Source organism: Cryobacterium sp. M15, assembly GCF_002929675.1.
Taxonomy (GTDB): Bacteria; Actinomycetota; Actinomycetes; order Actinomycetales; family Microbacteriaceae; genus Cryobacterium; species Cryobacterium lyxosi.
In genome coordinates, this window is the sequence record NZ_PJJW01000033.1 from 155,823 (window position 1) to 175,000 (window position 19,178).

Consider the following 19,178-nt stretch of genomic DNA (forward strand, 5'->3'; position numbering starts at 1 on the left):
CGTCGATTCCGTTCTCACGCGACGTTGCACGGCCGTCGGAATGGGGGAGTCAACTTAGGACACATGCGGCGCCGACCGTCAGTACCTCACGGACGTTGGTGGCAGGAACCCCACTCAACCGCCGTACGGGCGTGTGAGTGGTCAAGAAGAACAGGGCCCGCGTCGACGGGCCCTCTCCATGATTGCCTCTTTTGACTCCGAGGCGGAGGTCAGGACATGCCTGACGAATTACTCGTTTTAGAGGGCGAGGCTACTCCTGTTAGGTATGCCCGTCGATCAACTCGATGGTCGGTAGTACCGATGCCGACTCCATGAGTTGCGGTGATCCTCTCCACCGCTGAAAGCCCTAACCGTGACTCTCAGTACGACTCGCTTCCTTCTTCCGCTGTACTCGCAAGGTCACTACCATCTTCGTCGATGTCGTCGAGTTCTTCGTCGTCATTCTCGCCAACAAGGGGTAGCTTCTCCGCGGCGGTCGGTTCGGGAAGTCGACTCGGATCAATGAGTTTCGACGCAAGCACGTCGCTGAGAAGCGCGGCGGCAGTCGGTTGGAGTGAAATGCTGGTTTCCAGCATGTCCAGCAATCCAAGCAGCTTGCTCCCGTCGAGGTCTGGCCAAGTTGAAGGTCGGATGGCATCCAGCGGCGACCCGCTGCTCTTGCCGGCTCTCTTCTTCAGGCGGTAACCAAGCCATGAGTCGACGACTCGCAAGCCGGAAACTTCGAAGTTCCAGACCTCAGGAGCAACGTTCGTGAAGGCTCCGTCCCCGACAGTTATGGTCCGGGTGGAGGGATTGTAGGAAACCTTTTCCGGATAGGCATCGGCGGAGATGGAAGTCGAGTATCTCGCACTCGAAACCGTCGCGAAGAGTTCCGCCGTCGGGAAACGCTGCCCGAACGTGTGCAGGTGGATCAAGGCTTTGCCGAAGTCACGGACTGATGCGAACAACTCTGGTTCAGCCGTAATGGGTATCCGGGCTCCCGGGATTGTTAGTTCCTCCCAGAAAGTTGAGACGAAATCAGGCGAAGCAAGCAACGCATAGCAATACGCGAGGAGATCTTGGGCTGTGGGATCGAAGCCTAGCTCGGTGCCGATCGCCGCCGACAACCCTAAGGTGATATTCGGAATGGTGGCAGCCGAATCCTTCCAAAGCGGAATAATATGCCGTCCGCCAAACGAACCACGGAAGGCATGCAAGTCGGGCACGTCGGCGGAAGCAACCGCTGATGGGCCAGTCCCCAAGACTTCCGTGAGCAAGCTCGTCAGGTAGATCTGGTCCTCACCGTGGGCTGCCCAAAGTGGAGGTCTCATTCGGTCGCCCACCCGAGTGTCGGCGATCACCCATTGCTGATCGAACGATCGATAGGCGAATGGTCGAATCTGCGGGCGGGGGCTATCTGCTTTTAACGTCGAAATTGGCGCGAGCCGCTCGTCTGAAAAAAGGTCGCCGTAGGTGGAAGTCACCTTTCGGTCGCCAGTCTCTTTGAGCTGATTACCGCGACGAGTAGCAATCCGCTGAAGATTCGTATGCTTGTCGTCACTCAAGTCCCCAGCTGTAAGGGGGGAGACAAGTTCGGTCCATCGATCCTCGAGTACTTCTTTTGTCTCACCCACTGGCCAGCTTCGCTTGAGCTGCACTCCGCTCGCCTGCCAAGGAAATAGGTCCGTCAAGGCGGGCCAGGCAAGATACTCCGCATTGTCGATGGGCAAGAACGGATCGTGCCAACCGCTCAAACAAGTTCGCCAACTCAGGCGCTCGTCTTCGATGCCGGTGAGAGAGTTCAGAAATTCTTTCTTATCTTTCGCTGACAAATCCGCGAGCGAAACATAATGAACGGTTGCAGCGGTACCTGGCTGTGGCTGTCCGTAACGCACGCCGGTGGCGATCGCAACGGGAGTTTCTATGCTGAAGACGTTCTCGGTCTTGCGCCGACCTTTGTTGTCACCGCCTAAATCGATGATCCACAACTCGTCAAATATGGCCCGCATATGCTGGCGCATACCCACGAAACCCGGACCACGAAGATATGACGAAGCCGTAATAAAGCTAACGATGCCATTGCGGGGATGCTGCCCGCCATCGGGGTCAGCATTCACTGGAATATCTTGCTCGAAAACTTTCCACATCGCCCAACGCCAGAAGTACACGTATGCGTTATAGAATTCTTGACATCACCCCCGCGCCCAGCCGCCACAGCAGGCGCAATGAAATCTCGAATGATACCTATTTCACCTCTGTCGTTAACTTTTCGCCCCGTGACAGGGTCGCGAACTTTAGCATTCTTGATCGGCTCCCGGCGCATCGTGACCCAGCCACCTGACCCAGTTCCATTCTCAGCGTCCGTTTTTCGTCCTCGGAGATACGGCGGATTACCCATGCACACCACCACACGCGTGTCGACCTTCAACTCGCGCGCCTCTTCGCGCTCCTGACTAATGTGTTCATAACCAAAGACGTCCGGCAGCATCAGTTGGTCGCTGCGCTCATGCGACGCAAGGGTATCGGCGAGCAAGATATTTAGAAGTTCTTCACCCTCGGGAGCGGTTACGCCGTGGTCGTCCAAGAATCGCGAAAGCCGCAAATGAGCTACTGAGTACGGGCCAATTAGGTACTCGATCCCATAGAGGTTCTTGACCGCTTGCCGCAGCCGCTCCGGCAAGGCCGCAGGTGCATTCGCGGGCACGTCGCGAGCGACTGATTCCAAGATCCCGAGAGGGTAAGTTCCTGTGCCAACTGCCGGGTCGAGGGTCACCACGTCCGGATGGGCGAAACCGGCCGGCTTGCCGAACTTGTCTATTAGAAGTGAACGCACGATATTCGTCTGAGCGCGTACGACCTCAGCAGGTGTGTAATACGCTCCGACATTCTTGCGAAGCCCCGGGTCGTAGGCAGCGAGGAATTCCTCATAGAAGTAAAGCCGAGGGTTTTCGGCGTTCCGTTTAGTAATTGCGGAGGGCTTCACCTGTTCGACTACTCGCAGAATCAGGTCGGTGGACGTCCTAACTTCGTTGTGGGCCGAAGGGTTGTTCAGCAGCCCCAGGACTTCACCGAGCAATCCGTGGCCATCGTTAAGTACCTCCTCAGCTTTCTCGACCGTGAGCGGATTGGCGCCTTCGAATCGCGCAATGAGCAGCGCGTACGTGAATGTTTGAGCATAGGCATCTGCAACGACTTCATTCGATGCGCCGGGAAATAGATACTTCCTCCATTCCATCGCGAGAGCACCAAGGGCTGACCCTTCCGTGTCCAGAGCGGCTTTCGCTTCAGTTCGGAGCAAGCGACAAAGGGGTGCAAGCAGATCCGCAATTTGCTTGGAACTAGTTGGAACGATGGGAGCCCAAGTCAGAAAGGATCGAAACAACAGTTCGAACTTCTCGCCGTCGAGTTCTGTGACCGCGTCCGCGCCGACGGCAACAGGATCACCAGTCATTTTGATGATCCGACCCGAGCGAGTACCGGTCCGCTGGAGACTCCACTCCTGTCCATCCGTGTAGATCAGGTTAGGGAGTTTCTTGAACTTCGTCCACTGAGTCTTGTCCCGTGCTCCGCGTAGCTTGCTGGGATCCCCACCCTTGCCTGGCGCCTTTAACTCGACGTGCCCAGTGAGAAGCGTTGTTCCAGCGGCCGATCCAACACTAACTGCGGCATCGACGCGCGCCCCTCCATCGACGTCACCGATGTCTGCTGGTCTGGGAGCCTCGGTTCGCACAACGACGACCACTCCTAATACTTGCCCAACGGCTTTTAGGAGGTTTTCTAGTGGCGCTTTGAGTTGATCCTCCGGCCAGGCGTCAGGTGAACCGGGACTATTGAGCTTGACTTTCAAATCCGTCGCGAAGGCTTTGAGCGCTTGAGTGATCGCCTTTGAAGCGTCGGATGGCATGGTGACTCCTGTCGGGTTATAACCGATGTTATCGATGCCCAACGAATTCCCAGAAAAGGCTTTCCCGGCTGCAGCGTCTCATGGCCGACGAGTCCCCCTTGATGTCTGGGTCGACGCACGCACCGTAGAACGGCCGTGCACACGCTAAATGGGGCAATCCAGTAACGCCCAAGGACTTCCGGGGGCGAGACCAACGGAGAACTGCTGAATGCCGATACAAGCAATGAGGAGAAGAGGTCCAATTTCAATCGGTGACCAGGTGGGGCCAACATTCATAAGAATCGGTAGCGACTGGCTCGCGTCCATCAGGGTATACCCAAGTAGGCAGGTTGAGATTCCTCCGCAACCGCGTCAATCAGGGTGGGTGTCCGATGCAATTGGACAGGAACGACGGGGGACCCAGACATGACTGGACACAAAGGGCAGGTGGTTGGCTACGTGCGCGTCAGCGCCGCCGACCAAAACGAGGCGCGTCAGGTCGAAGCACTCGGCCCAGTAGACAAGTTGTTCTCCGAGAAGGTTTCGGGCAAGAACGCCCACGACCGAGTGCAGCTCCAGGAAATGCTCGCCTACGTGCGCGATGGGGACAAGGTACGGGTTAAATCACTGGACCGCCTGGCCCGTTCTACGACAGACCTTCTCGCGCTAATTGAGCGGCTCAAGGGGAAGGGCGTCGCCCTGGAGTTCGTTGACAACCCCGCCATAAATTCGGACACCCCTCAAGGCAAATTCATGCTCACAGTTCTCGCCGCAATCGCTCAGTTGGAGCGCAAGACTATCCGTGAGCGGCAAGCAGAGGGCATCGCCATCGCCAAGCGGGACGGGAAGTACGAGAAGGCTCCGAAGCTCGGACTGGACAAGATCGCAGAGGCACGCGAGCGGATCGATGCTGGAGTCCCGAAAGCGTTGGTGGCCCGCGACCTCGGGGTGTCGCGGCAGACGCTGTACGCCGCACTGAACGGCTCAGGTAGATACGCTGCGATGGCGGGAATCTAGCGCACTGTTGCCGCCCACAGACAAGGGCACGCACCTTTGCGGGCGGCTGACTGCCGACCGTTAGCCGTTGCTGGCCGACGGGCGATCGCCCGGGCGGGCCCCATTTCGGCCTATGTCCCTGCAATCCATGGTTTTGGACGTTGCTCAATCAGCGAAACTACGCTGAATCTGCGACAAATGCAGTCAATCCGCGCACCGCTATCCAAACTCCCGCCAGTCGGTCAACTACTCTTGCCTCGCGCAAGCGAGGTCCGACAGCGGGTCGCAGTCGGCTGGCACCAGAGGTTCCCTCAAGCAAATGGTGCTCTCGTAGCTGACGTCCAGGACTGCTCCTAGATCGAAGCCTCAATTTCACGCAGCACGTGAGCCAACTCTTCGGGGATCTCCGAGATCCGGTGCGCTCTTGCCAATGCAGCGATCGAAATCGACTTCTTTCCTTCTGACTGCAATTTATCGTTCAGGTGGGCGATTATCTGTTTCGGAGGGCAAATGTGGAGACGATTGGCCGCATCCAACCATCGCGCATCAAAAATCGGTTTAAAGGTTGTGGTGATGCTGACGGAGTGATTTCTAGCGCTCCCGTCGGACTGTTGCGTTTCAAACAACATTCGCCCGAAAACTTCGTTCTCCATCGCGGCGGTGATCTCATCGAGCCACGCGACTACTGAGCCTTCTGAGGCGCCGGACAAACGAGCGATTACTGCGGAATTGATCAGATAGCTCTCGAGCTCTTTGCGGCCCCAAACATGCCCGCGCACGCCAGCCAATTCGAAGTCATTCATTACAGCGATCCTCGTGCTTTCGGGGCGATAGTCCCGATCAAGGATCACAAAGGTGGTCAGAGCGTTGGGGAGGATTTTCTCGCAAAGCCACTTGAACGGTTCGACTTGTCCCCAATTGCTGTATCCATTCAGCGGCATAACTGTTACGCCTCTTTCGCTGGCGAGGGCAGCTAGACCGAGAGTCTTGGAAAGGATCCGAAGGACTGACATGTCGTGACCTTCGACAAATACAGCAACTCGTGAGCGAAGCGCCTTCGCAAGCCGGAGATTGAAGGCAGTGCCAAGCGTCGTCGACAGCATTTCATAGTCGCTGTCGCTACGTGAGCGGATGGCCCGGCGACGCGACTTGTCTACGAGAGTGGTCAACCGTCCATCAGACTCCGCGATCATCTCCGATGAATGTGTCGCTATAACAATTTGCCGCTCAGTCGAATCCAATAGACGAACGAGTCGGCGCTGAAGGTCGGGGTGCAAATAAACTTCCGGTTCATCAAGGACGATCGTTTCGAAATCGCGAACTCTAAAGACGTGGTACAGGATCTGTAACCAGACTTGGATGCCGTCGCCGGCCCAAACGACTTCCTTCGGAACGCGACTATGTGCTTCGAAGAAAAAGACGTGCACGATCGGGCCATCATCGGTGTAATCCAGAGCGAGGCTGTCAAACGTAATCCCATCAAGCCATGGTTCCGCCCAATCGAGGAATGGTTGCAGCGCGTCCGCTTCGTTCAGCACCCTGAGTTGATTTCGGAAATGCCGACTGCTGAGTCTTCCGGAAATATTCTGTCTCACGTAGTCGTCAGCCAGCAGCTTTTCCGTGTGTTCCGTGGGAGTGAGGAGAGGAACTAAACCGAGTTGAGGGAACAACGACTTGGCTTGGCTAACTGTCTTCACGATCGATCCATCAGGGGCGGTCAGATAGAAGAAACTTTCTTCGCTCCCATCGTCGTCTGAGTTCTCTTCTGGCCACACGGCCGTGAGCTTTGCGCCGCTCTTCCAGATCAGTTCTAACCTGGTCTCCGCAGACCCGAACTCGAAACGCAAACTGTCTCGCAACGCAGGAAACTCTCGAAGCCCAATTGGATATCCGGATAATCTGACATCTCGATCCGTCACTAATTTGTCTGGCTTGCGTCGGTGTGCGTAGCGCACCAGAGTGTCAGCCACCCGAATGGCGGTGAGAAGGGTCGACTTGCCCGCATTATTTGGGCCGACTAAGTAAGCGCCGTTGCCAAAGCTCACCTTGAAATTCACAAACGAACGGAAGTTCTTCAAATGAAGTTCCTTGAGCACGGGGCAATCCTTCGGTTTTTGTTCGATCGCGACTCGGTTGTGAATCGCTCAAGCAAGTCCTGCAGTAAGGATGCAGCGCCCTGTATAAACACCATAGATGATCGCCAAATTCATGCTGTTCGGTCGGAACTCCACATGAACAGCTGCTTGGTCGATATCGGGAGGAAGGCTCGTACGCGCCGTCTAGGTTGATTGCTACAAAAGGACTGGGCTCCCCGGAAAAATCTACCGCCTAAGTTTGAATGGCTTCCATCGCGGGGCCTCAACAGGGTCAGCTACCGTCTATGGCGGGAATTTTCGCAATTGGATCGACGACCGAAGAAACAAGAACGCTAACGAACCATCGATTACGGCCCCCAGGGCGTAGCTAAACGTGGAGTTGCCCGACCCAGACATCACGAAGAAGACACCGTCGACAATGCTAAGGACGAGGAGCGACCCGACGACGAAGCCGGCTCGTGGCCGAGATGTCATCCTCCACCAAGCACGCGGAGGGTTGACAGGTTCGCCGGAACCGCGGGAGGATCGCATGCCGCCCAACTAGAGCAACAGCACAAGTACGTTTGCACCCAACGCGGCGGCGAGGGGCGGGAGCGCCGAGGTTAGGACCAGACCGTTGAACCCTTCGAGCAAGACTCCCATGACAACGTAAACGAGTTTCCAACGTGCCCTTCGAATACGGCTCATGACGTGAGCGCCGTGGTGGACAACCACCCGAGCACTTCGTAAACAGTTTGAAGACCACAACGATCCTCCTACGGGACTTTCGTCAAGACTCTGGCCGTGGCTCAAGCCATTGGTTGCGAGACTCGGGACAGGAGGGACGCACAACGAAACTCTGCCCGAAACTTAGATTTAGAGCGGAGCCGGGTGGTTTCCAAGAAGATGAAAGGAGCCGTGACAGCGTGATTCCCGGCCCCTAATCTACAGTTCGCAAGCAAGCACGTTCGTACGCTCGGACGTGACGGTCGCGAGGCGCTCTTCAGCCACAGGCAAGTACCGTATTTTTTAAGAAGCCAGTAAGGCACAAATTTCATGCGGATTTCCCTAGACTTACGCGGATTTACGCGGATCTGGCGCGGCTAGCCCGCGTGTGCCGTTTGTACCGCCGGGTCTCCAACCTTTACGACACTGCTCGCACCCAGAGCAGGTATGTGTACAGATGTGCACGCTCCTCCCAACTCCCCCGAATTGTGCGCGCCCGGGGAGTTCCTGAACTTGAGTTGTCGTCGCGAAAATGTGTACGACGTACGAAACTGGATTCGACTACTCCCCTTGTCTCGTATGGGTCGCACCGATTCCGGACACGTACACATTCCGGCGCGGGTAAATGTGTATGAGTGCGCATTGGTCCCAGGCATGCTCGGGCGTATCGAGGTCACGCATCTCCATGTGCTCGGGTCCCCGGCAGTGCGCCTCCCTCGCTGCGACCGACGCGAGGACGTTGAAACGGGCTGCTCTCGACCCGTTACTGCGCACCATGGAGGTCGTCGGGAAGAAGCGACGGCCTACCCGGCAGTCGGGTGAGTTACCACCCACTGCATGTCTCAACTCGCACTTGCTCACGCCCGCTCACAGAAACTCCGTTACCGCTGCGTTACCGCTGGGTCAATCGCGGCAAAACGAAACCCCCTACTCCCCAGTGAAACACTGGGATGCAGGGGGTTTTTCGTGGCGGTACCGGTGGGATTTGAAACCTAAGGCGCCGCCAATAAGACGCCGGATCAGCCCTCAAATCCGCATGATTACGCGGCTTCTCAATTATTTCGCCATGCTACAGAACGGAGCAATCTCGTTCAAATGTTGCCAAAATGTTGCCACGTCTGCGAATTGGCCCAAGGGGGCTGTCGGGGCGTCGCGGGTACATAGACAGTGTGAGATGCATGGCGTAAATCACATCGAAGAGACCATCGAGAGGGGTGTCGCCCTGCGCCTGACCGGCGCCACGGTACCAGCGAAGAAGCCAACATCTACATTTTGGATAGCGCGCCCAACAGCCGCGAGATTGAATCGACGCGCTGATAATGTCGATTATGTCAACACGTAAAGTATTTATTAGCAAATTTTATTCCTGGACCCCGTTTCGATATTGAGTACTCATTCCGGCAACGCTGCCAAAGCCATCAGGTCGTAGATCGGCTGCACGCTCACACCAAGATGCTCGGTCAACTCGTTTGACGTAGACACGGCGCGAGGGCAGGCCCGAAGAGGCGTTGAGCGTGCATCACGCGCAAGGTGATCGAGGCTACCCAAAATCGCACGAACCTCGTCTACTCCAGGGACGAGAAGTCGATAACAAGTCTGAGTACCAGTTCGTCGCCGACCGTTCGAGTGCCGGTGTGGATCATCTGGTTGAGGATTTTCAGGCCGTCCTCCACGCCCACATCATGGGTGATGAGGCGGTCGGCCTGTGACCCGAAGTCTGAATCTATAAGGTTCGAGGCAGCACCCTCTAATCGCGCATTTGTAACGCCACGATTGCCGGTCAAAACGACCGAGTTTGGTGCGTTCGAGAAGGTGATGCGTGCAGGAGGCCATGATCCGCCCGTATTTGCTGCACGGACTCCGTGAAGATCGACGCCTGGCAGCCCTGGGCTTGTCGCCCCTGCGGCAAGGCCGCCTATCGGGTGAGCGGCCACGAGCCGAGAACCCAGTACCTCGATGCTTTCGCTGATCGTCTGAACGGTTCCAGCTCGATGAGTGGCCGATAGCACGGCAACGCGGCGTCCTAGCGAATTTTCGGCTTGAGCGATCGTCCGTGCATTCACAACGTGGCCTAAGAACTGACTCGTCCACAACATGCCGGCCTGCGACCTGTGCACCATTGTTGTTTTCAGGCGCGGCCCAAATAGTCTCGGTGCGACGCAGGCTGCGAGATTCCCGATGAGGCCGTCACCCAGGATCAAGAGACTGTCAGGCTCTTCAAGGCGGAGACATTCCAACGCATAGGTAACGACAGCAAGGGGTTCAATGAGTGTGCCACGGGCTGATGGCAGACATTGGGGTACGTGGGACACTAGGCCAGCTTCGACCGCTATTTTAGGAATAAGAACACGTTCCTGCAAGAGGCCATTCACATTGTGCCCCAGCAAGAAGTCTGGGTTGGAGGGGTGAGTTGGGTTGATCGTGACGCGGTCATCGACGTTGAATCCGACAACTCCAGCGCCAACCTCCGTAACACGGGAGATACCTTCATGACCGACTATCGGGGCGGGATCATCACGTTGCCCTCGCAGGATTTGTATATCGGTTCCGCAGATACTCACTTTTTCTGGCGCTAAGACCAATTCCCCATGAGACGCTCTCGGGGTTGGTACCAGTTGAATTTCGCACTGGTTACTTTGGCGAACTATTGCATGGTGCTTGCGCAAAATTTTTCTTCTTTCTCACTTAGTGGTGCTGAGGAATTCACGCACCATGAGTGTGGCGCCAATTTCAGGACGAAGTTCATCGGGCGCCAAGAAGTGCAGACGAGGACCCAAAGTATGACTGTTGTCCGCGTAGGATCCAGCGGCACACAGCTGTGCGTTCAATTCCGCGGCATAGGGTTCTCCAAGTCCTTCTGGTACCCCTCCACCGATGCCGATCAGGTCGATGTGGGGTTGGAGAGTGATCAGCGTTTTGAGGAGATTGGCAATGGGCTCGACGATGATTGCAAGCAGGTTTTTGGTATTCCCTCTGTCAGATGTACAGATTCGTTTTACATCCTCCAGCGAAAGCGGCGAGTCATTTGGACGAAGAATCTCAGCAACGCGGGGAATACCCGGTCCGGAAGATAGTGCGGCGATATGACCCGAGCTACCGCAGTCACATACGAGGGAGCGAATGTCCAGTGCGGCGGATGACGAGGCTCTGAGGTGGCCGACTTCCCCTTGGAGCCCTTCGCCGTTCACTGCGATCTGTCGTGAGGGAAGGTATGCAGTACGCAGCGCAATGCCGCTACTGATCGTCAGGTAGGTGACGTATCGGTCGCTTGGCTTTGCATGGAGAGACACAAAATGAGCGAGCCCGGCCGTCACGTCATTTACAATGTGCCAGGAGACATCCGGTCGCTCATTTCTGAGGATCTCCACTAGGCGAAAGTTGTGCCGACCCGGTCCCCATAATGGAGCTGATCCGTAGGCTACGTCGGTTTCTTCATCGTAGGCGGCACCCATCGAAATGTGGGCGCACCCCCCCAGCGGAACCTGCTGTGAGATCGATTCAATCAAACGCTGCAGAAGGTCTTCAGGATGAAGCTGAGGGTTTCTGAGCCTACTCGGTGTTGGAATTCGATCGAGGCTCGACTCTGTGCGGATTCGGATCCAAGTTCCTCCGATGTCCATTTGAACCAGTTTCACGGCAGATCCAGTTCGATGGAAGTCGCCGTCGTGGTGATGGCGATGCCTCGATAATCACTCACCGATGCAATACTCCGGCCGACAGCAGGAAAGTTGCCGTCAGTGACCCTAATCGCTCGCATTCCAGCCGAAGCGAGCGCTTCGAGGCCCACAGTAGAGTCTTCGAGCCCGATACAACGCGACGGATCAACTCGGAGCAAACTAGCTGCCAGCAAGAACCCCTCTGAGGAAGGCTTCCCTACCGAGATATCCTCGGCGCAGATCGCTACCTCGGGCCGCGGTAGACCTGCGCCAGATAAGCGCGCTTCCATGAGTGCGCGCGGGGCCGCTGTGACAATAGCCCATCTATCCAGAGGCAGTTTCTTGATAAGGGCTGAAGCCCCTTGTATCGCTTCAATCGAGGACGTTGACGCGAGTTCATCGCTTCGTACTTGGGCGAGCTCTATGTCGATCCAGCCTGCTGATCGCGTTGGGAATATCGCGGAGATGATCTCGCTTCCGCGTCGCCCAGGAAGAAGGGGGCCAACTTTCTCAAAGGAGAGGCCATTACGTGTTGCAAACTGCGACCATGCATCGTCGATTGAAGCCGAGGAACGCACAAGCGTTTCATCGAGATCAAAGAGCAGCGCAGCGCATCGGTGGACACTCATGAGACGCCGACCCTAGTGACAGACGATAAATCCGGGGCACATGTCAACGAGCTGGAAAGCAGAAGCTTGTGTCCGCCGAATTCTGTACCTCGACGTGGAGGCTGCTGCTCGGGTCCCCGGTGCTCAAATAGCTCGATATTCAACCCGTCGACCGCGATCATTGCCATCTTGGACGTGCATCTGATGTCAATTCCAAACTGACGCCGTGTGAAAGTCTCGTCTACCGTCATCTCTGTACGCAAGACGATTCTCCCTCCGGCCTGATTAGTGAGATTGGAGATGGCGGATTCGAGGTTATCCACGCTATAACCAGTGTGGTCTAGGCCTCGTATCCCGTGCAAAGCTTCAGGGCGCTGCGCCGGATGATCGTGGAACAGTCGGGCATCGGTCTCGCGGAAGTATTGAGGTGTCTTCGGCCATTCCTGTAGCTCGAAGAGTGTGCCCCACGGCGACCGAAAGTACACCCATTTGTTGCCCTGAATAGGCCCCTCAGGTACTTCGATGACATCCCCAAGAACTTCTGTGTGCGGAAGCTCGCCAATCTGGTCGGCTACGCGCTCGATGTTGTTGACTCGGAAGCACAGGTGATTCGTCCCGAGATCTACTATCGATGGTGGAGCACTGTCGGTGGATGCGCTAGAGACCAGCGTCAACTCGACTCCTGGTTCGAAGAGAACGCTATTGGAATCGACCCCAGCGTGGCCGAGTATTCTGGTGAGCCATCGTGTCGCGTCGTTGGCATTCGGTACCGCCAATGTGATCTGGTGGTTGCGCATCATGGGACGATGAGAACCTTTCCGCGAGTGCCGCCCTGTTCGAATGCGGCGTGTGCAGCTGCGGCCTCAGACAAAGGGTACGCAGGACCTACAGGTACGGTCAGGTTCCCCCGGGCGAGTTCTATGGCAATGGCCGCTAATTGGTCTGCGTTTTCCTGGACGTAACTCTTTTTCGGAGTGATCCCGCGTTGAGCTTGTGGCTGCAGGTTGTCTGCGATGGAGATGAATTCGCCTCCATCACGAACGCCGGAGATCGACGCTGCGATGCCAGCTGTATCGATCACGACATCAAAAACTCCGTCGGGCACCTGCTCGCTTGTTGAATAGATCGCTCGAACGCCCAGATTAGTTAGGTCAGTTTCGTCGGTGGTCCTGGCGATCCCTGATACCTGGTGGCCCTTCTTGACGAGGGTCTGAACGGTGACTCGTCCGACTGCTCCCGCTGCTCCAGTGACGAGAACTGATGCATTCTCGGGCATATCAATTTTGCTCAATATCTGGGCCGAGGCGAGCACGGTTAATGGAGCCGCCGCCGCCTCTTCCAGACTGAGACCTTTTGGAACTGGTGCGAGTAGATCTTCAGAAACGCTAACGTATTCCGCATAAGTTCCTTGTTCACGGACGGGTTGCGCAATCATTCCCATGACAGCATCGCCCACACGGAACTTCGTCACTTCTGCTCCAATGACATCTACCGTGCCGGCGAGATCCCAGCCCAGTACTGATGGGAACTGGAGGTCGATGCCGAGTGCTCCTGAACGCGTTTTGACGTCTACCGGGTTCACTGCTGCTGCTGAAATTTTGACTCGGACGTCCTTTGGTCCGACTCCGGGAAGATCGATGTCCACGTACCGGAGCTCTGAAGCGGGTCCTGAACGGTCAATAGTTGCGGCTTTCATGTGTGTCCTTTTGTTGATTCTCACGGCGCGCTAATGGCGGTCTTTGCGTTTTCTTCTGCAGCGGTGAGCATGAGTCCACCGTCAATGTAGATCGTGGAACCTGTCATATATGACGATGCAGAGCTCAGGAGCCACGCAATGGCGTCGGCGATTTCTGATGGGTGGGCTGCTCGTCCGATGGGAATCGCCGACCGCTCCACGGTGGTAGTTTCGTTCGAATCTGGGAAACCGTTCATCGGCGTCGCAGTTTCTCCTGGTGCCACCATGTTGAGGCGAATCCCGTGCCTTGCGAACTCAAGTGCCAACGTTCGCGATCCAACGGCCAGACCACCCTTGGACGCGCAATACGACGCTCCGCCGGTGATTGGGATTTGGTCATGAACGGACGTAACGTTGACGATTGAGCCTCTAATTTCATGGGCGGCGAAGTAACGTGCAGCTGCCGATGACAAAAGTAATGGTGACGTGAGATTGATAGCCAGTACTTGCTCTAGTCGGTTGACGTCCAACGCTAGAGCAGATGATCTGTCGTTGATCCCTGCGTTGTTGACGAGGTAGTTGATAGGCCCGAATTTCGTGCAGATGTCGTCAAATTGGCTAACAATGCTGGCCGTGTCTTCTAGGTCAATGTGTATCGGCAGTGCGGAGTCAGGCTGCTCCTCGTTGAGGTTTTCACAAAGTTCGTGAGCACGATCCCTGCCTGAGTTGTAGCCCGCCAGTACTCGGATACCATTTCGGACTAGCAGCGAAGCGACTGCTCTGCCAATTCCACTACTTGCGCCAGTAATCAACGCTGTTGGTCGATCAGTCAATATGGAGCACCACCTTCGGCCGTTCCCGGATAGTTTCGAGCCTTGCAAAGGCCTGGCGAGCGTCAGCAAGGGTGTATACATGGTCGATCAAGTTGTCGAGCATTTCACTGTTCTTGGTGATGAACTCCGCTGCAGTGATGTAGTGATCGACGCCATGTCGGATCCCGATCAGCTGTTGGCCGTTCAGTGCGAACTCGGCAACGTTGATCGTGGTGTCCGCAGGGGGCACTCCAACTAATACCCCTACGCCTCCAGGCTTGAGATTTCGGAGAAGAGTTGCGGTTGCTGACTGGGCTCCAGAACATTCCCAGACGACGTCATATAGAGCGTTCACTTCAGATGTTGAACTGTAAATCCGTGCGATACCGAGATTGGCAAGCTGCTGTGCGCCGTTTGGGTCAATGAGGTCAACCTCGACCGGGTACTTACTCATCACAATTGCCGCCAGGCTACCGATGGTCCCGGCGCCGATGATTAGAATCCGACTTCCGACGCGTGGTTCAATTTTGGCCACACCTTCTAAGACGGTAACTAGGGGCTCGATGAGGACGTGCCTGGGCTGAGGTACAGCGTCTAGAGCGTTGTCGACGACTGTCAAACTGTGCACCGGCATGGTGAGGTACTCCGCCACGGCACCGGCATACTGGTAGAGACCGACCTCTCGGAGCCGACTGCAGAGATTGTTCTGACCCGAGCGACATGCTTCGCAGCTGCGGCACGTGATCATGGTGCTCCCAGAGACCACAGTGCCCTGTCGCAGGTGTTCGCCATTCGGGTTCGTTGGAGGGGCATCAATGACGCCCACCCATTCGTGCCCAAAATGGTGTGGGTAAGACGTGCGGCCTGTTCGCAAATAATTTGAGGAGCCATGGAAGAGCTCAAGGTCTGTCCCGCACAGGCCAACATAGGCGACACGAACGAGGGCTTCATCGAATTTGGGAGCTGAAGGTTCCGGCACATCCTGCACTTCGACGTTGCCTAGGCTGGTAAAGATTGCTGCTCTCAAGGGTGACTCGATTCGAGTTTCCGCGAGGAACCCACGAGATTGGTGATCCACAGAAGCACGGCAGCAGCAAAAGCAAGCACAGCACCGATTGCTGGCAATGATCCGATGCCTATGCCAAGTGAGAGTGCGGTGGAGCCGATCCATGCACCGGCTGCGTTGGCCAGCTGGAATCCGGCAATATTGACCGTCGCTGCGAGGTGTGGAGCACTACTCGCCGCGCTGATAAGTTTCGAGGTCAAGGGTGGAATAATTGAGAAACCCGCTGCTCCGACCACGAACAGCCAAGGCGCAGTGAACCACGAGTACTCCCCCAAGATAGACAACAACACCAAAGAAGCGGCTAGGGAGCCTAACGCTACATAGAGAGTCGCGTTCATATTGCGATCGGCGAAGTAGCCTCCGAGCATGTTTCCGGCAACGGATCCAACTCCAAAGACGAACAGTAGCAGCGTGATGCCGCCGGGGCTGAACCCTGAGTGCTGCCCGAGATACGGGGTGATGAAGGTGAAGAGAACGAAGAGGCCCGCCTGGCTCAGCATTGTTAGGCCGAGAGCTTTCAAGACTTCACTTTGACCGAAAACTCTAACCTCTGCGGAGATGCGGCCGGTAGGGGGATTTGGTGCACGGCGAGTGGTGAGCACCAGGGCGACAGTTACAATTGTCTGGATACCGGCAATTACCAGGAATGATGAACGCCAGCCGTATTGGTTGCCGATAAGTGTACCAAGCGGCACCCCAAGGACAGTGGCGAGATTCAGGCCCAGGGTAATACGTGAGATCACACGGGCTTGGAACTGTGGTTCCACCAGAGTCGTCGCGAGGATCAGACAGATGGCGAAGAAGGTCGCATGTGGCAACGCCGTGAGCACCCGGGCAATGCCGAGGATCAAAAAGTTGGGTGCTACAGCCGTGAGGATGTTGCCGGCGATGAACAACACCATGAGCGCCACGATCAAGGGCGTTCGTTTGATACGGGATGTGACGATGGTGATCAGCGGCCCACCGATCACCACAGTAAGCGCGTAAATAGTCACCAGCAGCCCGGCTGTTGCATCGGTGATGGCTACATCTGTAGCGATCTGAGGGAGGACTCCTGCTACGAGGTACTCAACTGTTCCTACGCTAAATACTGCCAGTAGCATCCACGTAATGGCCATATTGATATTGACGCGTGGCGGGTTTGGCGTCATCACTGCTGTTTTCAATCTCATTCAATTCTCCGGTTCGTCGTATCGAACGATTGCGCAGCCCCACGTGAATCCCGCTCCGATTCCAATCATGGCGATGTAGTCTCCAGTGCGGATTCTGGATTCTGACCTGAGGTAGTCCAATCCGAGCAAAGGGTCTGCCGCGCCGGTGTGGCCGACTCGCGCTCCGAAATCACTTGTCGTAGCCGCTGGATCTAGGCCTAACGGTTCCAAACATTGCCGTCGCAGCAGGGTCTTCCCAAAATGGGGAAGCGACCACGCTCGGATCTCATGTCGGCTGATACCAGCGTCATTGATGGCTTGGTCTACCGCTTGCCGAAGCCCTTCTGTATTGGCCTGCCAGAAGTCGTCTAGTCCGTTGCTGCGCGCGTAGTCAGCTGACCGTTTGCGCATACTGAACGGTAAAGAGCCGCGGTACTCAGGTTGATCAATTGAAGCATTCCCTCGATGCATCTGCTCGAAGCGCGAGTTCTGAATGACCGCTGTCGAGAGAATCTGAAATGGTCCTGTTGTCCGGCTCAGTGCGAGGGCTGCGCCCGCATCCCCGTACGCCAACCCTGAATCGGTTCCCCACCGGTCGAACATGGGAAGCCGCCAGATATCAGCAGCAGTGAGGAGGCCGACCCCATTGGGGCTCAGGTAACGCGCCAATAGCTCGATTCCAACGATCGATCCGGCGCAGGTGTTTCGTATTTCGATCGCTAAAGTGCTCGGGTGGCCAACTCCGTTCCCGATGTAGGCCGCGCCATTCCATGCTTCCAGGCCAGTGTGAAGTGCCACCGCGTGCACGATAAGCTCGGGGTCGCCGGTAGGCGATCCATAGGCTTGAAGCTCATGGAGTGCCTGCTGTCCAGCCCATACAGCCATGTCGGGCGCAGTTTCATGCGATCCACCTTTGGTGGCACTGATCTGGGCAGACTTTACTAATTCAGTCTGAGTTAGTCGCCCTTCGGAAATTGCGTGCTCGGCAGTTTCGAAGGTGGTGGGGAGGTAACTTCCAATGCCTCCGATATAGAGATCGGTCCACCTCATGCTTTCAGATTCAAAGGCTGGACAGACCGCCCCGTCGGAGCAGTGCTTTCGCTGAGTTCGTGCGCGGTCAGCCGCAGCAGGTCAAGTGCAGAAGCCAGCTCACCACGCGTGAGATCATTGACGAACCTATGCTGGCCGATTCCGACTGGCAGCGGGATCCTCTGCTGCCCGGCACGATGTCGTACGATGTCCGCCAACGCTTCATCGAGAATTCCATCTTCATCGAGTGACTTGTCCCAGACAACCAAGTCCAACGACACCATCGTGGACAGCACCCTCCTTAACTCTCGATCGGTCATGTAACCGCGCTGGAATGCGAGTATACTGCTCAGCGCCATATCGATGCAGACTGCCTCACCGTGTAAGAGCTCGGGTAGTGCATTCATTTCGATGGTGGGACTAAAAGTGTGTCCGTAGTCGACGCAGCGCTCTAGTTTCGCTTCCCAGAGATTGGGCTGAAGTTCCTCGAGCATCAGCTGGATCGCATCGGCGATGATACTGCCAGCCGCGCGGTCCAGTGCAGGTATCGTTCCCCTGAAACCATCGTCCAGGAGGTCTCGGCCAAAATCATCCAGTAGCTCCATGAGATGCGCTGACTTGATCAAGGCGACCTTCAGTATTTCTGCGAATCCGTTCGCGAGGTGACGACGATCCAGCGTTCTCAAAAACGAACGATCAACATAGGTCACAGTCGGAGCTGCATACGTTCCGATCTTGTTTTTGCCCTGCCCGAAATTGACTCCAGTTTTGACTCCCACGCCGGCATCAACGAGGCCAATCAATGTTGTGGGGATGCGAATGTAGGGAATACTGCGCCGGTAGATACTCGAGGCGAAACCTACGATATCCAAGAGGACTCCACCACCGATGGCGACAACGGGCTCACCGCGACGGTCGATGCCAAACCTAGCCATCTCCTCAACCACCACTCTCACAGAGTCCCAGTCCTTTACCAGTTCATGGGCTTCAAGAACATGAAAACTTGCGTGCACATCAAAATGATCGAAGTAATGTCTTATGGATTCGCCGTAGAACCGGTCTACGACGGAATCGATCACGACCAGGCGGCGGGATCCGGGGACCGCTGCGGGAATAGCGCCATGATGTGCAAGTGTCGGGTTGCTCAAATCAAAAAGGTTATTTGACACGACAACGTCGTAGGTGACCGGCTTCGTCGCATTGACGGACCAGTACTCCGCGCCGTGACGTGTCGTGCCCCGGAATAGGCCATTTGTTTTTGATGAAGTCATAGCGGGTCTCCAAGTCTTTATGTGCCCAGGCAAATTAGTTTTGCGCAGTGCGTCTCGATGAGGCTGTGTCGTATATCAGTCAGAACAAAAACGCGGCGAGGCATGTGCAATTCCGCCGTGTCGGTAGACACCGCCAACCGAAATCACCACGCTTTCACCCCGGCGAGGCTAGCAGCATTCGTGGAACGAACGTTACATCAATGAAAATAGCACGTCTTTGCCAACGCTTTGTTTCGAAATAGGGACGTATA

14 protein-coding genes are annotated in these 19,178 nt (G+C 56.1%); 1 reads left to right on the forward strand and 13 read right to left on the reverse strand.

Annotated elements, in window-relative coordinates; genetic code table 11:
* Window positions 1-359: 359 nt before the first annotated feature.
* Both CXY83_RS05635 and CXY83_RS05640 read right to left on the reverse strand, forming a co-directional pair.
* Window positions 360-2,147, reverse strand: coding sequence for a type ISP restriction/modification enzyme (locus CXY83_RS05635; protein ID WP_146069869.1), 1,788 nt, complete (start codon window positions 2,145-2,147; stop codon window positions 360-362).
* The gene (locus CXY83_RS05640) at window positions 2,093-3,883 is read right to left on the reverse strand and encodes an N-6 DNA methylase (RefSeq protein ID WP_104196400.1); all 1,791 of its coding nucleotides are present in this window, start codon (window positions 3,881-3,883) and stop codon (window positions 2,093-2,095) included. The genes CXY83_RS05635 and CXY83_RS05640 overlap by 55 nt, the downstream gene beginning before the upstream one ends.
* A 405-nt stretch (window positions 3,884-4,288) precedes the next feature.
* On the opposite strand from CXY83_RS05640, the gene CXY83_RS05645 reads away from it, so the two are divergent.
* Window positions 4,289-4,879 carry a recombinase family protein gene (locus tag CXY83_RS05645; RefSeq protein WP_104196401.1) on the forward strand — a complete coding sequence of 197 codons (591 nt, stop codon included), beginning with the start codon at window positions 4,289-4,291 and terminating at the stop codon, window positions 4,877-4,879.
* Between the two features lie 332 nt (window positions 4,880-5,211).
* On the opposite strand, the gene CXY83_RS05650 is transcribed toward CXY83_RS05645, so the two are convergent.
* The 11 genes from CXY83_RS05650 to CXY83_RS05705 form a co-directional block, all read right to left on the reverse strand.
* Window positions 5,212-6,954, reverse strand: a complete 1,743-nt coding sequence (locus CXY83_RS05650; protein WP_158251849.1) for an ATP-dependent endonuclease — start codon at window positions 6,952-6,954, stop codon at window positions 5,212-5,214.
* 2,270 nt (window positions 6,955-9,224) lie between these two features.
* Window positions 9,225-10,325 carry an alcohol dehydrogenase catalytic domain-containing protein gene (locus tag CXY83_RS05660; RefSeq protein ID WP_104196404.1) on the reverse strand — a complete coding sequence of 367 codons (1,101 nt, stop codon included), beginning with the start codon at window positions 10,323-10,325 and terminating at the stop codon, window positions 9,225-9,227.
* 15 nt (window positions 10,326-10,340) lie between these two features.
* Window positions 10,341-11,294, reverse strand: a complete 954-nt coding sequence (locus CXY83_RS05665; protein WP_146069870.1) for an ROK family protein — start codon at window positions 11,292-11,294, stop codon at window positions 10,341-10,343.
* Window positions 11,291-11,944 carry an HAD-IA family hydrolase gene (locus CXY83_RS05670; RefSeq protein ID WP_104196406.1) on the reverse strand — a complete coding sequence of 218 codons (654 nt, stop codon included), beginning with the start codon at window positions 11,942-11,944 and terminating at the stop codon, window positions 11,291-11,293. Before CXY83_RS05670 ends, CXY83_RS05665 begins: the two co-directional genes overlap by 4 nt.
* On the reverse strand, window positions 11,941-12,723 hold the full coding sequence (locus tag CXY83_RS05675) for a hypothetical protein (RefSeq protein WP_104196407.1): 783 nt from the start codon (window positions 12,721-12,723) through the stop codon (window positions 11,941-11,943). The genes CXY83_RS05670 and CXY83_RS05675 overlap by 4 nt, the downstream gene beginning before the upstream one ends.
* On the reverse strand, window positions 12,720-13,619 hold the full coding sequence (locus tag CXY83_RS05680; RefSeq protein ID WP_104196408.1) for an NADP-dependent oxidoreductase: 900 nt from the start codon (window positions 13,617-13,619) through the stop codon (window positions 12,720-12,722). The genes CXY83_RS05675 and CXY83_RS05680 overlap by 4 nt, the downstream gene beginning before the upstream one ends.
* Before the next feature lie 20 nt (window positions 13,620-13,639).
* Window positions 13,640-14,431, reverse strand: a complete 792-nt coding sequence (locus CXY83_RS05685; RefSeq protein ID WP_199184902.1) for an SDR family NAD(P)-dependent oxidoreductase — start codon at window positions 14,429-14,431, stop codon at window positions 13,640-13,642.
* Window positions 14,424-15,488: a zinc-binding dehydrogenase gene (locus CXY83_RS18335; protein ID WP_255408733.1), complete on the reverse strand. Its 1,065-nt coding sequence runs from the start codon at window positions 15,486-15,488 to the stop codon at window positions 14,424-14,426. The genes CXY83_RS05685 and CXY83_RS18335 overlap by 8 nt, the downstream gene beginning before the upstream one ends.
* A complete protein-coding gene (locus tag CXY83_RS05695) occupies window positions 15,434-16,648 on the reverse strand; it encodes an MFS transporter (protein WP_104196411.1) in 1,215 nt (404 codons plus the stop codon). The genes CXY83_RS18335 and CXY83_RS05695 overlap by 55 nt, the downstream gene beginning before the upstream one ends.
* Window positions 16,649-17,677 (reverse strand): ketoacyl-ACP synthase III family protein, encoded by a 1,029-nt coding sequence (locus CXY83_RS05700; protein WP_104196412.1) that lies wholly within the window; start codon window positions 17,675-17,677, stop codon window positions 16,649-16,651.
* The gene (locus CXY83_RS05705) at window positions 17,674-18,927 is read right to left on the reverse strand and encodes a sedoheptulose 7-phosphate cyclase (protein WP_104196413.1); all 1,254 of its coding nucleotides are present in this window, start codon (window positions 18,925-18,927) and stop codon (window positions 17,674-17,676) included. The genes CXY83_RS05700 and CXY83_RS05705 overlap by 4 nt, the downstream gene beginning before the upstream one ends.
* Window positions 18,928-19,178 lie beyond the last annotated feature (251 nt).

Coding starts and splice junctions, on each gene's coding strand:
- CXY83_RS05640 (WP_104196400.1), bottom strand. CDS start 3,883: ATGCCATCCGACGCTTCAAAGGCGATCACTCAAGCGCTCAAAGCCTTC.
- CXY83_RS05645 (WP_104196401.1), top strand. CDS start 4,289: ATGACTGGACACAAAGGGCAGGTGGTTGGCTACGTGCGCGTCAGCGCC.
- CXY83_RS05670 (WP_104196406.1), bottom strand. CDS start 11,944: ATGAGTGTCCACCGATGCGCTGCGCTGCTCTTTGATCTCGATGAAACG.
- CXY83_RS05675 (WP_104196407.1), bottom strand. CDS start 12,723: ATGATGCGCAACCACCAGATCACATTGGCGGTACCGAATGCCAACGAC.
- CXY83_RS05680 (WP_104196408.1), bottom strand. CDS start 13,619: ATGAAAGCCGCAACTATTGACCGTTCAGGACCCGCTTCAGAGCTCCGG.
- CXY83_RS05695 (WP_104196411.1), bottom strand. CDS start 16,648: ATGAGATTGAAAACAGCAGTGATGACGCCAAACCCGCCACGCGTCAAT.
- CXY83_RS05700 (WP_104196412.1), bottom strand. CDS start 17,677: ATGAGGTGGACCGATCTCTATATCGGAGGCATTGGAAGTTACCTCCCC.
- CXY83_RS05705 (WP_104196413.1), bottom strand. CDS start 18,927: ATGACTTCATCAAAAACAAATGGCCTATTCCGGGGCACGACACGTCAC.